Raw genomic sequence first — 17,749 nt, 5'->3', positions numbered from 1 at the left:
GTACAAAATTAACGAGGGATGACATCAATCCTAGACCATTCAATTGGGGGAAAAAATGACATCCTTCTTTAAGCTGGCTGCCGCTTTGCTCGTGGCCGGCAGCCTGACGGCATGCAGCGCCGCCGCCAAAGTCCAGATGACACAGCCCAAATCCGCCGCAATCCCAAGTCAGAGCGTTGTGGCCCTGGAAGTTGTGCCTGCCGGCAACGAGGCGGGCGACGAGGACACCGAAGCCGTTTTGCAGAAGCTGCGTTCGTCGCTTTTCGGAGGTCTGGTTGCCAACGGCTTGTTCAAGCAGGTCGTGCAGCCTGCGGAAACGGCGGATTACAAAATGCAGATCACGGTGGACGGCGTCCGTACGGTCTCGCAGGGAGCGCGCATTTTTCTGGGGGCGCTGGCCGGCGAGAACGAATTCTCGGCGCGCTGCCTGGTGACCAACTTCGCCACCGGCGACAAGGTGACGGATTTCACCGTCATGGGAGAATCCGCAGCACACCCCTTGTCGTCCGAGAACGACATGGATGACGCCATCAACAAGGTGGTCGAGAAGATCATCGCTTCGCTGCGATGAGCGTCACTTGCTCGGGAAAGCTTGGCCGAACTCAGAAATTGGAAGTTCCGTTGGCGAGATAGGCCGCCAAGAGCGCGCCGCAGAGCATGATTCCGACGGCGAATGCGAGCGACATAAATGCTTTAAGTCCAGATTCTTGGGTCATTTTCCGTATGCGTGATCTGATGTTCATTGGTGGCGGTCTGTCGCGCTGATGAGGTGATCGGTTCAAACCGATGTGCGGCGGCGGGCGAGAAAGGCCTGCATGTGAAACGCCATTTGCGCAGGCGGGTACGCATATTCCTTGCCCACGGGACAGGCCCGGCGCGCCAGGCAGCCGCGCTCACGGCATTCTGTCCCATCCGGCCCGTCGACATGGCGGGCACACCTCATGTCGTCAAAGCCGGCGGAGGTGAAGGCATCGACCGGACAGGCATGAAGGCAGGGCTGGCCGGCGCAGCTATCGCAGGGCCGCGCGCCGGTCGCCATCGATGGCAAGGCGAGGTCTTCGGCAAAGAGCAGTGCCGCGCGGTAGGCGTGCCACAAACCGTATTGCGGATGGATGAAGATCATCAGCGGCGACGGCTGCACGCCTTCCGCGCGCCGCGCCCAAAGCTGGAACGGCCGATAGGGCGGACCGTCGGAAGGATAGAGCGCCGTGGCGCCGCATGCAGCGGCCAGCGGATCGATGACGCGGCGGGTCCAGCGATCCATCGGATCGTCGTCGTCATGGGGAGCGGCGGCAAAAGCCGGCCACATCGCCCCACCGATATTGCCGATCAGAAGGAGCGCGCGTGCCGGCCGGCCGGGCGCCAGATCGGGGACGGCATCCTCCGCGCGCGGTACAAAGCCGCCACGGATCGCCATGCCGGATCGGGCAAGCGCCGTTTCGAGGGTGGGTATGACGGCAGAAGACATGATTCGCTCGGGGCGGTCTGGACCGGTCAAAAGGTTACCCGTAGAGTGCATCCGAGTTTGTCAAAATGATGTCGAGGAAACGGCGCCATGGAATCAGAATCCGTCAGCTTCATCCGCATGGAAGATGGCACGTTCGAGGAATACCAGTATCTCGACCGGATCTATCAGAAGCTCAATCATGGCCTGGCCGGGAGCGTGCTGGCCAATCTGAAGCTGCTGCAAGGCGACAAGATGGGCTACCAGATCGACCGCTACCAGCACTCGCTGCAATCGGCGACGCGGGCGATGCGCGACGGGCAGGACGAGGAATTGATCGTCTGCGCCCTGCTCCACGATATCGGCGATCTGCTGGCGCCTGAGAACCATTCCGAACTCGCCGCCTCGATCCTGCGCCCCTATGTGAGCGAGCAGAATTACTGGCTGGTGAAGCATCACGGCGTGTTCCAGGGCTACTACTTCTTCCACCATCTGGGCATGGACCGGAATGAGCGCGAGCAGTATCGCGGTCATCCGGCGTTCCAGGCGACTGCCGATTTCTGCCACAAATACGACCAGAACAGCTTCGACCCAACTTACGACACGGCACCCATCGAGGTGTTCGAGCCGATGGTGCAGCGCCTCTTCGCCAAGCCGCCTTTCGGGCGCCTGCGCGACAGCATGGCCGCGTGAGGCGGGAGACATGAAAAGACTGATCGTTCTCCTGATCCTGGTCGGCGCCGCCTTCCTCTGGGCACCGCAGGTCCTCGAATCCGCCACCGGCGCCTGCGACGCGCTGGAGCAAAAGATGGTGGCCAAGGAAACGAATGGCAGCCAGCTCGGCAACGATCTCGGCGCCGCCTTGGTGCAGAACCTCTCCGGCGGCGCCATCGCCGAAGCCGCCATGCGCGACCGCCACCCCAATTTGCCGCCCCTGGTCTCCTGCGCGCTGGAATACTGGAAGTCGACGCTCGGGATGGAGTGAGCGATATCACGATCGGACGTTTTTCCTTTTTGTAGCAATAGATTAATAACGCGCGGCAGTGTGGCCCGGATCACAGATTTCCGGGGCGGACGGGCCTAGTCTCTCAGCATCGAAACGGCGCATCTCAAGTCGCGCCAGTCAATCGTGAGAGACCGCCATGTTCCGCGCCATGAGCATCGCCACTTTGGTTCTGATCCTGATCTGCTTCTTCGTCGGTGCCGGCATTGCCTTTGCCGGCGAGGTGCCGCAACAGGCGCCGAGCCATATCAACGATGCGACCGGCCCTAGGGACGAGACCATCGTCGACAACCTTGCGGAAGCCGACGTCTACGATTTCAGCGATTACATCAAGGAACGCGCGGCGCAACCGCGACCGCAATCCAACCCGGTCGATTCGGAAGAGATCGAAGAACCGGCGGCGACATTTGCGACGGTGGAGTGCTGAGGGATTCCAACCGGCAGCTGTGTTGCCCGGGGTCAAGCCCGGGCATGACGCTTTAGGGCAAGACCCGCTAAACCATTTTCGTCATCGCCGGGCTTGACCCGGCGATCCACTCCATCCGCGAATGATCCTTAAGCCGCGACGCTGGCCAGGGGCATGCGTGGCAGGGGTGTCGGCGTTGCGCGTTCGCGGCGCGGGGTCTTGCCGAAGAAGTCGCGGTAGCATTTCGAGAAATGTGAGGCCGAGACAAAGCCGCAGGCCAGGGCCACGTCGATCACCGACATGTTGGTCTGCAGCAGCAGGAGACGCGCCCGGTGCAGGCGCAATTCGACGTAATATCGCGCCGGCGAGCGGTGCAGATATTTCGCGAACAGGCGCTCCATCTGGCGGCTGGAAAGCCCGGCGGCTTCGGCGAGTTCCGCCCGATCCAGCGGCTCTTCCAGATTGGCTTCCATCTGCTGGATGACCTGGATCAGCTTCGGGTGACGGACGCCGAGGCGCGCCGTCAGCGCCATGCGCTGGTGGTCGTGGCGATCGCGGATGCGCTCGTGGATAAATTGCTCCGAGACCGCGGCGGCGAGTTCGTGGCCGTGCTGCTGCGAAATGAGATTGAGCATCATGTCGAGGGCCGCCGTGCCGCCTGAACAGGTAAAGCGGTTGCGGTCGATTTCGAAGAGTTCGGATGTGGTTTCGATCTCGGGGAAGTTCTCGGCGAAGCTCGCCAGGTTCTCCCAATGGATCGTGCAGCGATAGCCATTGAGGAGATTGGCCTTGGCGAGGATATGGGCGCCTGTGCAAAGGGCCCCGATATCGGAGCCCTGGCGGTCGGCGCGGCGCAATTGCGCAAAGACATTCTTGTCGTCGTAGAGATGGCCGTTGACGCCGCTGCACAGGATGATGGTGTCGTAATTGCCGATCTGCTCGACCGCCCCTTCCGGGGTCAGCAGGATGCCGTTGGAGGCGTTGATCGGCTTGCCGTCCGGCGAGAAGAGATGCCAGGAATATAGTTCCTTCCCGGCGACGCGGTTGGCGAGGCGGAGCGGCTCGACCGCCGAGGTGAAGGCAATCATCGAAAAGTTCGGCACGAGCAGGAAGGCAATCTCCTGCGGCAGCTTCACGGACAAATCACCGAACACGGTAACATCCCCCTTGCGAATGGCTGGCCTTCATGGCGAGCCGAGGGGAAATATCTCATTTCCGACATGTCGTCTATAGGCAATATGGCGCGATAGCGACATTTAATCGACCCAATGGTCAGAAAAGCCCCGCGGCGCCACCATCGCGCCAATTTCCTGTAACTTTGGACGAATATGAGTGGCATCCCCAAGGCCTGTAAGGTCTCGTTTGCCCGAAAGGCAAAAGCCCATGACTTCTGGTCGCGGGAGCCTGCGGCGCCTTGACCGGCGGCGTTAACGGGACAATAGATGGCGCGCCATCGGCGGAATCGGCTGGCCCATCTTGCCATGATCCGGCGTCATCGATGTTGCAGCGCAAAAACGCCGCCGACCCATTTCGCCAACCGGGCGGCATATCGCCATTCGGGGAACCCATTCGGGATCGCTATGAAGCAGAATTACTCGATCTTCACCCTGGTTCGGAACGCCCTCAACTACCACCAGGATTGGCAGGAGGCGTGGCGCAGCCCGGCGCCGAAGCCGGAATATGACGTCATCGTCATCGGCGGCGGCGGCCACGGCCTGGCGACCGCCTATTACCTGGCCAAGGAACACGGCATCACCAATGTGGCGGTGATCGAAAAGGGCTGGCTGGGCGGCGGCAATACCGGCCGCAACACGACCATCGTGCGCTCCAATTACCTGTGGGATGAATCGGCGCATCTCTACGAACATTCGCTGAAGCTGTTCGAGGGCCTGACGCAGGACCTTAATTACAACGTCATGTTCAGCCAGCGCGGGTTGATGAACCTTGCCCATACGCAGCACGACATGCAGGCGCTGCGCCGCCGTGTCTATGCGATTCAGTTGAACGGTATCGACAGCGAGATCCTCACCCCTGAGCAGATCAAGGAAATGGTGCCGATCCTCGATTGCTCGGCCAAGGCGCGCTATCCGATCATGGGTGCCAGCCTGCAGCGCCGCGGTGGCGTCGCGCGCCACGACGCGGTCGCCTGGGGCTTTGCCCGCAAGGCCGACGAGCGCGGCGTCGATATCCTGCAGAACACCGAAGTCACCGGATTCAAGATCGAGAACGGCGTGGTGAAGGGTGTCGAAACCACGCGCGGCTTCATCGGCGGCAAGAAGATCGGCATCGTGGTTGCCGGCCATTCCGGCGTGCTCGCGGGCATGGCCGGGTTCCGCCTCCCCGTCGAGAGCCATCCCCTGCAGGCGCTGGTCTCCGAACCGATCAAGCCGATCCTCAATACCGTCGTCATGTCGCCCCAGGTCCACGTCTATGTCAGCCAGTCGGACAAGGGCGAATTGGTGCTGGGTGCGGGCATCGACGCCTATACCTCCTACGCGCAGGTGGGCTCGCCCTTCATCATCGAGAACCAGCTCAACGCCTTGACCGACCTCTTCCCCTGCTTCGGGCGGTTGCGGATGCTGCGGCAATGGGGCGGCATCGTCGATACCTGCCCCGACGCCTCGCCCATCATCGGCAAGACGCCGGTCGAGAACCTCTTCATCAATTGCGGCTGGGGCACCGGCGGCTTCAAGGCGACGCCGGGTTCGGGCAACGTCTTTGCCCATACCATCGCGCGCGGCGAGCCGCATCCCCTCGCCGTCCCCTTCGCCCTGGACCGTTTCACCAGCGGCTATCTCATCGACGAGCACGGCGCCGCCGGCGTCGCTCACTAAAGATCCCTGAGAGAGACATCCCATGCTTCTCATCTCCTGCCCCCATTGCGGTCCCCGCGACGAGCACGAATTCTCCTACGGCCACGAGGCGCATATCGCGCGCCCGACCCTGGAGCAGCAGCAAAAAATGACCGATGCGGAATGGGCCGATTACCTGTTCATGCGCAAGAACCCGAAGGGCGTGCATTTCGAGCGCTGGGTGCATGCACGCGGCTGCCGCCAATGGTTCAACGTCGCGCGCCACACCGTGACGCACGAGATCATCAAGGTCTATCCGATGGGCGAACCGGCCCCGCAATTGGAGCAGAAGTAACATGAGCGCGCAGAAGAACCGCCTCGCGCAAGGTGGCCGCATCGACCGCACCAAGCCGGTCCGCTTCACTTTCGACGGCAAGACCTATTACGGCTATCAGGGCGACAGCCTGGCTTCGGCCCTGCTCGCCAATGGCGTGACGCTGGTCGGCCGCTCGTTCAAATATCACCGCCCGCGCGGCATCGTCTCGGCAGGTGCCGAGGAACCGAACGCGCTCATTGAAGTGGGTACCGGCAACCGGCGCGAACCCAACACGCGCGCCCCGCAGATCGAGCTTTATGACGGCCTCACCACCGCCAGCCAGAACCGCTGGCCCAGCCTCGATTTCGATCTCGGCGAGGTGAATTCGCTGGCCAGCCGCTTCCTGCCCTCGGGCTTTTATTACAAGACCTTCAAATGGCCGAAGGACGGTTGGCTGTTCTACGAAAAGTTCATCCGCCGCATGGCAGGTCTCGGCACCGGTTCAACGGAAGAAGATCCGGACCGCTACGACAAGGTCTATGGCCATTGCGACGTGATGGTCGTGGGCGCCGGTCCCGCCGGTATCGCCGCGGCTTTGGCCGCCGGAAGATCGGGCGCCCGCGTGGTGCTGGTGGACGAGCAATCGGAACTGGGCGGGTCGCTTCTCTCGGAACGCGACCGGACCATCGACGGCAAGCCGGCCCTGGATTGGGTGGCGGCGGCGCAGGCTGAGCTTGCCGGCATGCCGGAAGTCAAAATCCTCACCCGCACCACCGCCTTCGCCTATCTCGATGCCAACATGCTTTCCTGCGTCGAGCGCATCACCGATCATGTTGGACCGTCAGCCACCGGCCCGCGCCAGCGCCTGTGGCGCATCCGCGCCAAGGAAGTGATCCTGGCCACCGGCTCGATCGAGCGGCCGCTGGTCTATAGCGACAACGACCGCCCGGGCTGCATGCTGGCCTCGGCCGCGCGCACCTATGTCAACCGCTATGGCGCGGCACCGGGCCAGCGCGTGGTGATCCTCACCAACAACGATACCGCCTATCAGACCGCGATCGATCTCGCCGTCGCCGGCGTCTCGGTGGCGGCGGTGGTCGATCTCCGCACCAACCCGCAAGGCGCCCTGGTCCAGGCCGCGCGCGCCAAGGGGATCGAGGTGATCGCCAATTCCGCCATCACCAATGTCAAAGGCAAGAAGCAGGTGCGCGAGGTCGACGTGATGACCTTGAGCGCCGACGGGAAGTCGGTCACCGGCGGCGTGCGTCATATCTATTGCGACACGGTGCTGAGCTCGGGCGGCTGGCAGCCGACCGTGCATCTCCACTCGCAGACCCGCGCCAAGGTGGTGTGGGACGAGAATTTGCTGGCCTTCGTGCCGGGCCCGATCATGCCGGGGCAGAACAATGTCTCGGTGGGTTCGGCCAAGGGTGTCTTCGGCCTCAATGATTGTCTGAGCGAAGGCCACAAGGCCGGCGCGCAAGCAGCCGCGCGCTTTGGTTTTGCCAATGCGACCGGCAACGTGCCCAGCGCCGAAGCCGAACCGGAAGCCGAGCCGATGCGGGCCGTCTGGATCGTGCCCTCGGACAAGCCCGTGGGCCAGGGCGGCAAGCATTTCGTCGATTACCAGAACGACGTCACCGCCGCCGACGTGATGCTGGCGCATCGCGAAGGCTATCTCTCGGTCGAGCATCTCAAGCGCTATACCACGATGGGCATGGCGACGGATCAAGGGAAGACCAGCAACGTCAACGCGCTCGCCATCATGGCGGGTCTGCGCGGCATCGACATCCCGCAGGTCGGGACCACGACCTTCCGCCCGCCCTATACGCCGGTGACCTTCGGCGTGTTCGCGGGATCGGACAAGGGCGATTTCCTCGATCCCATCCGCAAGACGCCGCTCCATCAATGGCATGCCGATCACGGGGCACCCTTCGAATGCGTCGGTCAATGGCACCGCGCCTGGTATTATCCGAAGCCCGGCGAGGACATGCATGCGGCGGTCAATCGCGAGGTGAAGGCGACGCGCGATTCCGTGGGCATCGTCGACGCCTCGACGCTGGGCAAGATCGATATCCAGGGACCGGATGCGGCCTGGTTCCTCAACATGGTCTATACCAATGCCTGGACCAAGCTGGAGCCCGGCAAGTGCCGCTATGGCTTCATGTGCGGCGAAGACGGCATGGTGTTCGATGACGGCGTCACCAGCCGCATCTCGGAAAACCATTTCCACATGACCACCACCACCGGCGGCGCCCCGCGCGTCATGAGCTGGCTGGAGGAATGGCATCAATGCGAATGGCCGGACAAGAAGGTCTACTTCACCAGCGTCACCGAGCAATGGGCGGTGTTCGCCTTGAACGGCCCTAATTCGCGGAAGGTGCTGGAGAAGGTGGTCGAAGGTATCGACCTCTCGGAAGAAGCCTTCCCGTTCATGACCTGGCGTGATTGCACGGTCGCGGGCGCCAAGGCGCGCATCTACCGCATCAGCTTCACCGGCGAACTCTCCTACGAAGTCAACGTGCAGCCGAGCTATGCGCTGCATGTCTGGCGCGCGCTGATGAGTGCCGGCGAAGAGTTCAACATCACCCCCTACGGCACCGAGGCGCTCCATGTGCTGCGCGCCGAAAAGGGCTTCGTGATCGTGGGCCAGGAAACCGACGGCACCATGACGCCGCAGGATCTGGGCTTTGAATGGATCATCGGCAAGGCGAAGCCGGATTTCATCGGCCGCCGTTCGCATCTCCGTTCGGATACCGCGCGGCCCGACCGCAAGCATCTGGTCGGCCTCCTCACCGAGAACCCGCTCGACGTGCTGGCCGAAGGTGCGCAGGTGGTCGAGCATGTGAAGGACAAGCCGCCGATGACCATGATCGGCCATGTCACATCGAGCTATTGGAGTCCCAACGCCAATCGGTCGATCGCCATGGCGGTGATCAAGAACGGCCGCAACCGCATGGGCCAGACCGTGTACTTGCCCTATGACGGCAAGGTCATCGCCGCCAAGATCACCAAACCGACCTTCCTTGAGGATGGAGCGCCCGCCAATGGCTGAAGCCTATAACCGCCGCAGCGCGCTGCAGCATTTCGGCCTCAAGGCCGCCGCGTCGCATAATGCGGGTGCAGCCCGTGTCTTTATCGGCGAGAGCGCACACCGCGCTATCGTCAACATCCGCGGCAATGGCCAGGATGCGGCCTTCGTTCAAGCCGTGAAGGCCGTGACCGGCGCCGATCTGCCGGTAAAGCCGAACACCACCACGCAAGCGGGCGAATTCCGCCTGCTCTGGCTCGGCCCCACCGAATATTGGGTGACGGCGCCGGGCGGCTCCGAGGAAAAGCTGGTCGCCGATCTCCGCCAGGCCTTCACCGGCCAGCACGCGGCGGTGATCGACGTTTCGGAAAGCCGCACGGTGATCTCGATTTCCGGCCCCGATGCCCGCGAGATTCTCGCGCGCGGCTGCAGCCTCGACCTCCATCCGCGCGTCTTCGGCCCCGGCCAGTGCGCGCAGACCGGCTTGACCAAGGCGAACGTGCTCATCGACCAGCGGGATTCCGTGCCGAGCTACGACATTTATGTCCTGAAGAGCTTTGCCGATTACCTGTGGCAATGGATCGGCCTGATCGGCCGCGATTTTAGAATGGCCATCAAGGCGGACTAAGGTCCGCCCAGAGAAAGCGACGGAGGGCCGCTGCGCCAAACAGCGGCCCTTTTGTCTGGCCCTGCCCGCATGGCATTCCGCCGCCCGGCATGCTATCCAGGTGGACAAGAGGCCAGACGCGGCCCGTATCTGTCAGGTCGCATTCCATGTCTGTCCAGTATTCCCGCACCACGATCATTGCCATGCTGTACATGGCCGCGGGTGTTTTCTGTTTCTGCGTGCTGGACGCGCTGACCAAGCGGCTCACGGACGATTACAACACCTGGCAGATCATCTTTCTGTCGCGCGTCGTCACCACGATCCTGATCCTCTCGCTGGTGACGCGGGCCCATCGCAGCATCCGGCCGCTGCGTTCATCGCATCTGAAGACGCATATCCTGCGCTCGTTCCTGGTCATCGCCACGACCTGGACTTTTTTCGAATGCCTGCGCTACATCACTTTGGCCGATGCGGTTGCAATTGCCTTCGCAGCACCCTTGTTCATGACGGCGCTTTCCGGACCGTTGCTCAAGGAACAGGTCGGCTGGCGCCGCTGGAGCGCCGTCGTGATCGGCTTCGTCGGCGTAATCATCGCCGTGCGGCCGGGCGCCGAGGGCATCGGCTATGGCACCTTCCTCGCCCTCTGCGCGGCCGCTTCCTACGCTTTGCTGCAATTGTGGCTGCGGCCCTTGAGCGGGCGCGAGGTCGGCCACAACATCATCTTCTACACGACGCTCTTCAGCGGCCTCTTGGCCATGCCGATGGCGCTCTATTACTGGATCTGGCCGGATACGATTGGCTGGACGATCGTGCTGGCGCAAGGCTGCTGCAGCACGATCGGCCAGACCTGCATGATCCGCGCCTTCCGCCAGGGGGAAGCCTCGATGCTGGCGCCCTTTGAATATACCGGCCTTATTTGGGCCGTGCTCTTCGGCTGGATCTTCTGGGCCGAATTGCCGACGACACAGGTCCTCGCCGGTGCCGCCATCATCATCGCCTGCGCCATCTACATCGCGCATCGCGAGGCACGGAAGAAGGCGTGAGGGACTGCACGCGACCAAAGATAGATGTGGCCCGTGATTACGACCTAAAGTAGATTTGCGCGGTTCTACGTTCGCACTTGGGGGGCTCTCCGCTCCATGTTGATGCTGATAACCGCATTCGGCCTGATCTTCGCCTTCATTGGCCTGGTGACAGAGAGACGAAAGTGGGGGCTGGTCTTGTTGATCCTTGTGACAGGCGCATGGGCCTACCACCTCACGCCACATGTCGCTACCGGGGAGGAGTTGGCTGCGAGTTGTCAGGATTTTATCAATGGTGAAGAAGAGATAGGCAGGTTGTGCGAGCGGACAATTCTTTCTGGCGCCATTTTTGTTCCTTCCAGAACTGCATTGTCGCTGCGCGACGGTAATGGGACCGAGATTCCATTTTGTATTGGTGGGCCGGTATGGAACTGGGACGAAAGCATTGACGACAATAGCAATCGCCTCGCACATGCCGTAATTGCTTGGTCGACCAAGAATCCGGAACGATTGACGCTTGAGCCAAAACTTGTGTTCCTCCTGGTCCTCGCCGACGCTTACCCCTGCCCTACAGGTGCGTGATACTGGTTTAGATAGCCGCCCGTAGGTCGCTTTGGGTTCGGAGCAACGAAACGATCAATAACCTCCAACTGACATACGCTTCCAACCAGGTCAGGACGGAAAGCCAACAGGGTCGTATGGGGTCCGCCGACGCATGCCGGCATTCGCAGAAGGCCTGGGGATGACGGGTGCGTTGTGGGACGCTCAAAAACTCGGTGTCTCTTCGAAGGAGAGCATCTGGTAGATGGGGTCGAGGTCGTGGACGCCGTCGGCCCAGAAATCGAGATCGCGGAGACGGCCGTCGCGGACCGAATAGGCCCAGCCGTGGACGCTCAAGGGTTGGCCGGCCTTCCAGGCGTTTTGCACGATGGTCGTGTGGCAGATGTTGCGCACCTGCTGCCGGACGTTCATCTCACAGAGCATGTTGACGCGGCGCTCCATGTTCGCTTCCGCTTCAAGCAATTCCTGGTTGGCGGAATAGATGTCCTTGATCTGCCGCAGCCAATTGTCGATGAGGCCGATCTCGGTATTGCCCATGGCGGCACGCACACCACCACAGCCGTAATGGCCGCAGATGATGATGTGCTCGACCTTCAGCACGTTGACCGCGAATTCCAGCACCGAGAGGCAATTGGTGTCGATGTGGTAGACGAGGTTGGCGATGTTGCGGTGGACGAAGATCTCGCCCGGCGGCAGATCGAGGATCTGGTTCGCGGGAACACGGGCGTCCGAGCAGCCGATCCAGAAATATTTGGGGGCCTGCTGTTCGGCCAGGCGGTTGAAATAATCGGGATCCGCCGCTACCTGGCGCTCGGCCCAGGCGCGGTTCCGGGAGAAAATCTCAGCATGGGTTTTCTTGGCGGCGTCGTCGGTCATGATGGCCTTATTTCCGGCAAGGAGGGCTAGGCAGAAGGACTGCCCTCGCATAGCATGCCGCAACGCAATGGAACAACAGGATCAAAGTGACGATGACAAGCCGGCCAGCCCCTAAATGGCTTAAATTCCTTGTGGATTTTGGCCCACTTGTCATTTTTTTCGCCTCATTCAAGCTCTATGACATGCGCGTTGCCACCGGCGCACTAATGGTCTCGACCGTGATCGGTCTGGTGCTGGGGTATATCGTTGTCCGACATATCTCGCCGATGCAGAAGGTAACCGCGGTGGCGGTGCTGCTATTCGGCGGCCTGACCTTCCTGCTCAACGACAATTCATACGTGAAATTGAAGCCAACAGCCGTCCAGGCTTTCTTTTCCATCGTGCTCTTTGCCGGATTTCTGCTCAAGAAGCCAACACTGCAATATGTCTTGGGCGAGGCGCTGCAGATGCGTGAAGAAGGCTGGCGACAACTCACTTTGCGCTACGCTGTGTTTTTTGCCGTCATGGCTATCCTAAACGAAATTGTCTGGCGAAATTTCTCTGAAGACTTCTGGATCAACTTCAAGGTGTTTGGCATTCTGGGATTGACGATGGTTTTCTCGATCGCCCAGATGCCGCTGATGAAGCGGTATATGATCGAGGCGCCAGAGGGCGAGAAAAGCTAGCAAAGCAAATGCCGGCCGCCCTTCTCAATCTGATGCCGGCGATGAGCGCCGGGGCGGCGCTGCTGGTCTTCGGCACCGTGTTCCTGGCGGGGTTCCTGCGCGGATTCACCGGTTTCGGCTTTGCCCTCGCCGCGGTTCCCGTGATCACCCTGTTCCTGGAGCCGGCGGCGATCGTGCCCGCCATTCCCATCGTGGCCATGGTGGCCGGCGCCGAACAATTGCGCCGTGCCTGGGGCCAGGCGAATTGGCCCGCCATCAGGCGGCTGCTGATCGGTGCGATCATCGGTGCGCCTTTCGGTGTGGCGGCCCTCACCTATCTCCCTGCCAATGTCATGCGCATCATCATCGGCGGCGTGCTGCTGGCCGCGGTCCTGCTGCTGTGGCGCGGCTATCGTTTCAAGAAGACACCGCCTACCAGTGCGCAGCTCGGCATCGGTGTCTTTTCCGGCCTCCTCAATGGTGCCACTGCGATGGGCGGTCCACCGGTCATTCTGTTCTTCCTGGCGGCACCCGAAGGTGTCGCGGTGGGTCGTGCCAGCCTGCTCATCTATTTCTTCTTCATCTCGGCCTGGAGCATCGTCATGCAGAGTGTGGGCGGGCTGATGGACCTCAAGGTGGTGGTCCTGGCCCTCCTCATGATCCCGGTCATGGCGCTGGGCAATGTCATCGGCGACCGGATGTTCGACCGCTCGAGTGCCACGACCTATCAGCGGGTGGCGCTGCTGTTCCTGCTGGCGATCGCGGTCGTCGCCATCCTGCGCGCCTTCATGGCGCCTTAATTCCCACCACAACCAATTGATATTGCTATATTTATCATTTGTGAGCGTGTAATCCAGGCTGCGAATTCGCAAGCTCCGTCCGACGCTCTTCACAGAAATGAACGTCGACTTTTCATGGGCGCCATGATTGCATGCCCAGCCTTTCGGCCCGGCAATTGTGTGCGGGCATAAGCGACGATCGCGGTTGAATGTCGGAGCATCTCTACAACAATCCGGATTTGTGGGACGGCGAGGTGCTGTATCTCCCGGCGCCAACCGGCCGTTCGGCGATGATCGAGGCAGCCCAGGCCTATTGGGAGCGGCAGCGTGCGGGTAAGCTCTATCCGGCGCGCGGCGATATCGACCCGCTGGCGCTGAGTCCCTGCCTCCTTCCGTATCTGTCGCTGGTATCGATCGCCCGCGAGCCGTTCGGCGTGCAATATCGCCTGGTGGGTACGGAGGTGGCGCGTTTCTATGGCGGCGAGATGCGCGGGAAATGGGTCCATGAAATGGAAATCTGGCCCGAGCAGGATATCCACGACACGCACGAGACCTATCGGCGCATCATCGACCTGGCCGAGCCGCAATTCGGCCTGTCGCTGATCCACTGGCAAGATCGCAGCGACCACATCTTCGAATTCGCGCGCTTCCCGATTTCCGATGACGGCGAGACGATCACGCATTGCCTGGGCGTCGACGACTTCACCATGATCGAGCCGGCCCGCGGGCGTGCGGTTTAAGGCGCGATCCCGGCGCTAGAGCTGTTCGTCGATCGGCAGCAGGCCGACGACATCGATCAGCCGGCGCTGCCAGAAAGTGGTTTCGGGATCGGTGTCGAATGCGATGGCTTTGCCGTCGGTCTCCGCCGTCCAGACCAGATCGCCGTCGTCGTCCAGCGCGACGCGAAAGGCGCTGCCGGGCAAGATGCCCTCATCCATGAAGGCGGCGAGCTGCGCCGCGATTTCCGGGCTGTCGATCATGATGCCGATCTCGGTATTGATGAAACGCGAGCGCGGATCGAAGTTGAAGCTGCCGAGAAATGCCGTCTCGCGGTCGAAGACCAGCACCTTGGAATGAAGTGCCGCGCGCGACTTGCCGGCGGCAAGCGACCATTTCCGCTTCATATCGCTGTCCGGCCGCAATTCATAAAGTTCGGCGCCGGCCGTCAGCAGGTCCTCGCGGATATTGGCATAGCCCGCATGTGCCGCGAGGACATCGTTGGTGGCCGCGGAATTGGTGAGGATCCGCACCTTGATGCCGCGGTCACCCAGTTCCCGCACGATTTCGATGCCGCGATCGAGCAGGATGACATAGGGCGATTCAACCAGCATCTCGTGTTTGGTCGTGGCGATCCTTTGCAGGATCGCTTCGGTGATCACCATGCCTGCATCCTCCCCGCCGACGCGGGTGGGATTCTCGACCAGGACGTGGGCGGGCGCCCAGACAAGGCCATCCCTGATGTCGACCAGACGCCCCCGGAGATCGGCGATCTCTTCCTCGACGGGATAGGGATAGCCGCCGGCGGTAATGCGGTCGGCAAGCTGCTGCCGGAGGAATTGATAGGCCTTCTCGCTCGCCTGCTCTGCCACCACCGCGCCGACCGGAATGGCCCATTCGCTGTTCCAGAAGAGATCGAAACTGGCCGAAAGATCGCGCACGACCGGGCCGGTCATCGCCAGATCGAGGTCGCGGAAGTTCTGATCCGGCCGGACGCCGAAATAGGTATCGGCGATGTTGCGGCCGCCGGCGATGCCCACGGCATTGTCCATGACGAACAGCTTGTTGTGCATGCGGTGGTTGACGCGACCGAAATCGCTGAGAAAGCTCCAATTGCGCCAGCGCCGGTTTTCGAGCGGGTTGAAGAAGCGCACCTCGATATTGGGATGCGTGTCGAGGGCGGAGATGCGGAAATCGGCCTCTTCGCTCTGATAGTGATCGTCGAGCAGCAGGCGCACGCGGACGCCGCGATCGGCGGCGCGGATCAAGCGGTCGGCCATGATCCGGCCGGTGGTGTCGCCGTCCCAGATGTAATATTGGGCGTCCAGCGTCTTCTCGGCGAGATCGGCCATGGCGAGGCGGGCGGTGAAGGCGCGGGCGCCTTCCGTGACCAGGGAGAATCCGGACTGATCGGGATGGCGGTCGGCCGCTTCCTGGAAGAGCGCGCCGATCGCGGTGGTCTCAGGTTGCGGAAAGGCCGTGGAGGGCTGGCGCGGATAATCCCAGTCGACGGTGGTGCCGCATGCGCCGAGCAGCAAGGCCAGCCCCAATCCCGGCAACAGCGCCCTGAGCAGGTATGGGATGCGAGTCATTCTGAACATCGTCCCTCGGGCCTGGAAGACATTCACATCCCCTTGCTGATGACTCGCCCCGGCATGCACGCGCGCCGGAATGCTAGTGCATCGGGCCGCCCGATGCCAAGCAGGCCTGCTTTTGGGAAGTTTGGCAAGAAAAAGGGCGCCTCGAAGGGCGCCCTTTCCGCTTGCTCAATCAGACATTGCTGTCCGGTGTCGCCGCCTTCTTCTTGGCGATGAATTCCTTCAGCGCCTCGTCGATGGCGGGGTCGAGGGCCGGGGCTTCGTATTCGTTCAGCATGCGCTTGAAGATCTTGTTGGCACGCTGGGCAGCATCAAGGGCGCCTTCGGCTTCCCATTGTTCGTAGGAATTGTTGTCGGCGATGTTCGAGCGGTAGAAGGCGGTCTCGAAATTCGCCTGGGTATGGGCGCAGCCGAGGAAATGGCTGCCGGGGCCGACTTCGCGGATGGCGTCGAGGGCCTGGCCGTTCTCGGAGAGATCGATGCCCTTGGCGAGGGTCTGCATCATGCCGAGCTGGTCGGCATCCATGATGAACTTCTCGTAGCCGGCGGAGAGGCCGCCTTCGAGCCAGCCAGCACCATGGAGCACGAAATTGGTGCCGGCCTGGAGGGTCGGCAGCAGGGTCTGGGCGCTTTCATAGGCCGCCTGGGCGTCGGCGATCTTGGAGCCGCAGAGCGAGCCGCCGGTGCGGAACGGCAGGCCGAGACGGCGCGCGAGCTGAGCCGCGGCGAGGCTGACCAGGGTCGGTTCCGGCGTGCCGAAGGTGGGCGCACCCGATTGCATCGAGATCGAGGAGGCAAAGACACCGAAGATCACCGGCGCGCCGGGATTGTAGAGCTGGCAGGTGCCGGCACCGGCGAGAACCTCGGCCAGGACCTGGGCGAGCGTGCCCGCCGCCGTGACGGGGCTCATCGCGCCGGCGAGAATGAACGGCGTGGTAATACAGGCCTGCATGTTGCGGGCATAGACCTTCATCGCGCCGAGCATGGTACCGTCCCAGACCATCGGCGAATTGGCGTTGATGAGGCTGGTGATGACCGTGTTCTTGGCGACGAAATCGGCGCCGAACAGGATCTTCGCCATCTCGACCGTGTCCTCGGCGCGTTCGGGCGCGGTGACCGAGCCCATGAACGGCTTATCGGAGAACTTCATATGGCTGTAGACCATGTCGAGATGCCGCTTGTTCACCGGCAGATCGACCGGCTCGCAGACCGTGCCGCCCGAATGATGGAGCGAGGGCGACATATAGGCGAGCTTCACGAAGTTCTGGAAGTCGGCGATGGTGGCATAGCGGCGGCCGCCATCGAGATCGCGCACGAAGGGCGGGCCATAGACCGGGGCGAAGACCGTGGCGTTGCCGCCGATCTGGACGTTCCGTTCCGGGTTGCGGGCGTATTGGATGTATTCCTTGGGCGCCGATTTCTGGATGATCGAACGGGCAAGGCCGCGCGGGAATTTGATGCGGGTCCCCTGAACGTCGGCACCGGCCTTCTTCCACAGCTCCAGAGCCTCGGGCTCGTCGCGGAATTCGATGCCGACTTCCTGCAGGATGGTGTCGGCATTCCGTTCGATGATGGCAAGGCCCTCTTCGTCCAGCACCGTCACCAGCGGAATCTTGCGGACGATATAGGGGTTCTGGACGATGGTCGGCTTCTGGCGCAGGGCCCGGCGCGCATCGGCGCCGCCGCGCGTCCGGCGCCCGGTAACGGGCTGGCCTTCGACGGCTTCTGGGATCTGTTCCGCACTGGACATGATAGGTGCCTTTCCGGTGAATCAATCTAATGGCAGGATGACAAAATCGTCTGCCATTTCGCCCCGATAGGCCAGCGCGCTCTAGCGACAGGGCGACAAGCCCTCACCAGATCGCGCCAAACGCGCCATCCCGGAAAACCTTGATATTGCGGCGCAATGCGGCGAATTGTCCAGTTTGCGCCGTCTTTTCAGCCGCCGGACAC

Annotated in this window: 18 protein-coding genes; 13 read left to right on the top strand and 5 right to left on the bottom strand. The window is 62.1% G+C overall.

Annotated elements, in window-relative coordinates:
• Positions 1 to 55 precede the first annotated feature (55 nt).
• Positions 56 to 571 carry a DUF4410 domain-containing protein gene (locus ACE3PR_RS18915; protein WP_374375237.1) on the top strand — a complete coding sequence of 172 codons (516 nt, stop codon included), beginning with the start codon at positions 56 to 58 and terminating at the stop codon, positions 569 to 571.
• Between the two features lie 207 nt (positions 572 to 778).
• On the opposite strand, the gene ACE3PR_RS18910 is transcribed toward ACE3PR_RS18915, so the two are convergent.
• Positions 779 to 1,468, bottom strand: a complete 690-nt coding sequence (locus ACE3PR_RS18910; protein ID WP_374375234.1) for a ferredoxin — start codon at positions 1,466 to 1,468, stop codon at positions 779 to 781.
• Positions 1,469 to 1,555: 87 nt separating this feature from the next.
• Between ACE3PR_RS18910 and ACE3PR_RS18905 the strand changes: the two genes are divergently transcribed.
• The 3 genes from ACE3PR_RS18905 (at position 1,556) to ACE3PR_RS18895 (ending at position 2,874) form a co-directional block, all read left to right on the top strand.
• Complete coding sequence (locus ACE3PR_RS18905) at positions 1,556 to 2,137, top strand: HD domain-containing protein (RefSeq protein ID WP_374375232.1); 582 nt, start codon at positions 1,556 to 1,558, stop codon at positions 2,135 to 2,137.
• 10 nt (positions 2,138 to 2,147) lie between these two features.
• Positions 2,148 to 2,429 (top strand): hypothetical protein, encoded by a 282-nt coding sequence (locus ACE3PR_RS18900; RefSeq protein WP_374375230.1) that lies wholly within the window; start codon positions 2,148 to 2,150, stop codon positions 2,427 to 2,429.
• A 157-nt stretch (positions 2,430 to 2,586) separates the two neighbouring features.
• Positions 2,587 to 2,874, top strand: a complete 288-nt coding sequence (locus ACE3PR_RS18895; protein ID WP_374375227.1) for a hypothetical protein — start codon at positions 2,587 to 2,589, stop codon at positions 2,872 to 2,874.
• Positions 2,875 to 3,002: 128 nt separating this feature from the next.
• On the opposite strand, the gene ACE3PR_RS18890 is transcribed toward ACE3PR_RS18895, so the two are convergent.
• Positions 3,003 to 4,007, bottom strand: a complete 1,005-nt coding sequence (locus ACE3PR_RS18890) for a GlxA family transcriptional regulator (protein ID WP_374375225.1) — start codon at positions 4,005 to 4,007, stop codon at positions 3,003 to 3,005.
• Positions 4,008 to 4,433: 426 nt separating this feature from the next.
• On the opposite strand from ACE3PR_RS18890, the gene ACE3PR_RS18885 reads away from it, so the two are divergent.
• The 6 genes from ACE3PR_RS18885 (at position 4,434) to ACE3PR_RS18860 (ending at position 11,203) form a co-directional block, all read left to right on the top strand.
• Positions 4,434 to 5,687 (top strand): sarcosine oxidase subunit beta family protein, encoded by a 1,254-nt coding sequence (locus ACE3PR_RS18885; RefSeq protein WP_374375222.1) that lies wholly within the window; start codon positions 4,434 to 4,436, stop codon positions 5,685 to 5,687.
• A gap of 22 nt (positions 5,688 to 5,709) precedes the next feature.
• Positions 5,710 to 6,000, top strand: coding sequence for a sarcosine oxidase subunit delta (locus tag ACE3PR_RS18880; RefSeq protein ID WP_374375220.1), 291 nt, complete (start codon positions 5,710 to 5,712; stop codon positions 5,998 to 6,000).
• A gap of 1 nt (position 6,001) precedes the next feature.
• Positions 6,002 to 9,016, top strand: coding sequence for a sarcosine oxidase subunit alpha (locus ACE3PR_RS18875; protein ID WP_374375218.1), 3,015 nt, complete (start codon positions 6,002 to 6,004; stop codon positions 9,014 to 9,016).
• A complete protein-coding gene (locus ACE3PR_RS18870) occupies positions 9,009 to 9,620 on the top strand; it encodes a sarcosine oxidase subunit gamma (RefSeq protein WP_374375216.1) in 612 nt (203 codons plus the stop codon). The genes ACE3PR_RS18875 and ACE3PR_RS18870 overlap by 8 nt, the downstream gene beginning before the upstream one ends.
• A 182-nt stretch (positions 9,621 to 9,802) precedes the next feature.
• A complete protein-coding gene (locus tag ACE3PR_RS18865) occupies positions 9,803 to 10,642 on the top strand; it encodes a DMT family transporter (protein WP_374375213.1) in 840 nt (279 codons plus the stop codon).
• 96 nt (positions 10,643 to 10,738) lie between these two features.
• The gene (locus tag ACE3PR_RS18860) at positions 10,739 to 11,203 is read left to right on the top strand and encodes a hypothetical protein (RefSeq protein WP_374375210.1); all 465 of its coding nucleotides are present in this window, start codon (positions 10,739 to 10,741) and stop codon (positions 11,201 to 11,203) included.
• 183 nt (positions 11,204 to 11,386) lie between these two features.
• Here the strand turns inward: ACE3PR_RS18860 and can are convergent, their stop codons facing one another.
• Positions 11,387 to 12,058: a carbonate dehydratase gene (can, locus tag ACE3PR_RS18855; protein ID WP_374375208.1), complete on the bottom strand. Its 672-nt coding sequence runs from the start codon at positions 12,056 to 12,058 to the stop codon at positions 11,387 to 11,389.
• Positions 12,059 to 12,150: 92 nt separating this feature from the next.
• Here can and ACE3PR_RS18850 point away from each other — a divergent pair, with 92 nt between their 5' ends.
• From ACE3PR_RS18850 to ACE3PR_RS18840, 3 genes are all read left to right on the top strand, one after another.
• Positions 12,151 to 12,723: a septation protein A gene (locus ACE3PR_RS18850; protein WP_374375205.1), complete on the top strand. Its 573-nt coding sequence runs from the start codon at positions 12,151 to 12,153 to the stop codon at positions 12,721 to 12,723.
• Between the two features lie 8 nt (positions 12,724 to 12,731).
• Complete coding sequence (locus ACE3PR_RS18845) at positions 12,732 to 13,502, top strand: sulfite exporter TauE/SafE family protein (RefSeq protein WP_374375202.1); 771 nt, start codon at positions 12,732 to 12,734, stop codon at positions 13,500 to 13,502.
• A 188-nt stretch (positions 13,503 to 13,690) separates the two neighbouring features.
• A complete protein-coding gene (locus ACE3PR_RS18840; protein WP_374375200.1) occupies positions 13,691 to 14,221 on the top strand; it encodes a PAS domain-containing protein in 531 nt (176 codons plus the stop codon).
• Between the two features lie 15 nt (positions 14,222 to 14,236).
• On the opposite strand, the gene ACE3PR_RS18835 is transcribed toward ACE3PR_RS18840, so the two are convergent.
• Positions 14,237 to 15,790, bottom strand: coding sequence for a phospholipase D family protein (locus ACE3PR_RS18835; protein WP_374375198.1), 1,554 nt, complete (start codon positions 15,788 to 15,790; stop codon positions 14,237 to 14,239).
• 178 nt (positions 15,791 to 15,968) lie between these two features.
• Positions 15,969 to 17,546, bottom strand: a complete 1,578-nt coding sequence (locus ACE3PR_RS18830; RefSeq protein ID WP_374375196.1) for a trimethylamine methyltransferase family protein — start codon at positions 17,544 to 17,546, stop codon at positions 15,969 to 15,971.
• Positions 17,547 to 17,749 lie beyond the last annotated feature (203 nt).

This window comes from Dongia sp. (assembly GCF_041909655.1).
GTDB lineage: Bacteria > Pseudomonadota > Alphaproteobacteria > Dongiales > Dongiaceae > Dongia.
Note: the sequence above shows the minus strand (reverse complement) of the source record. Positions and strands in the feature narration are given on the sequence as shown.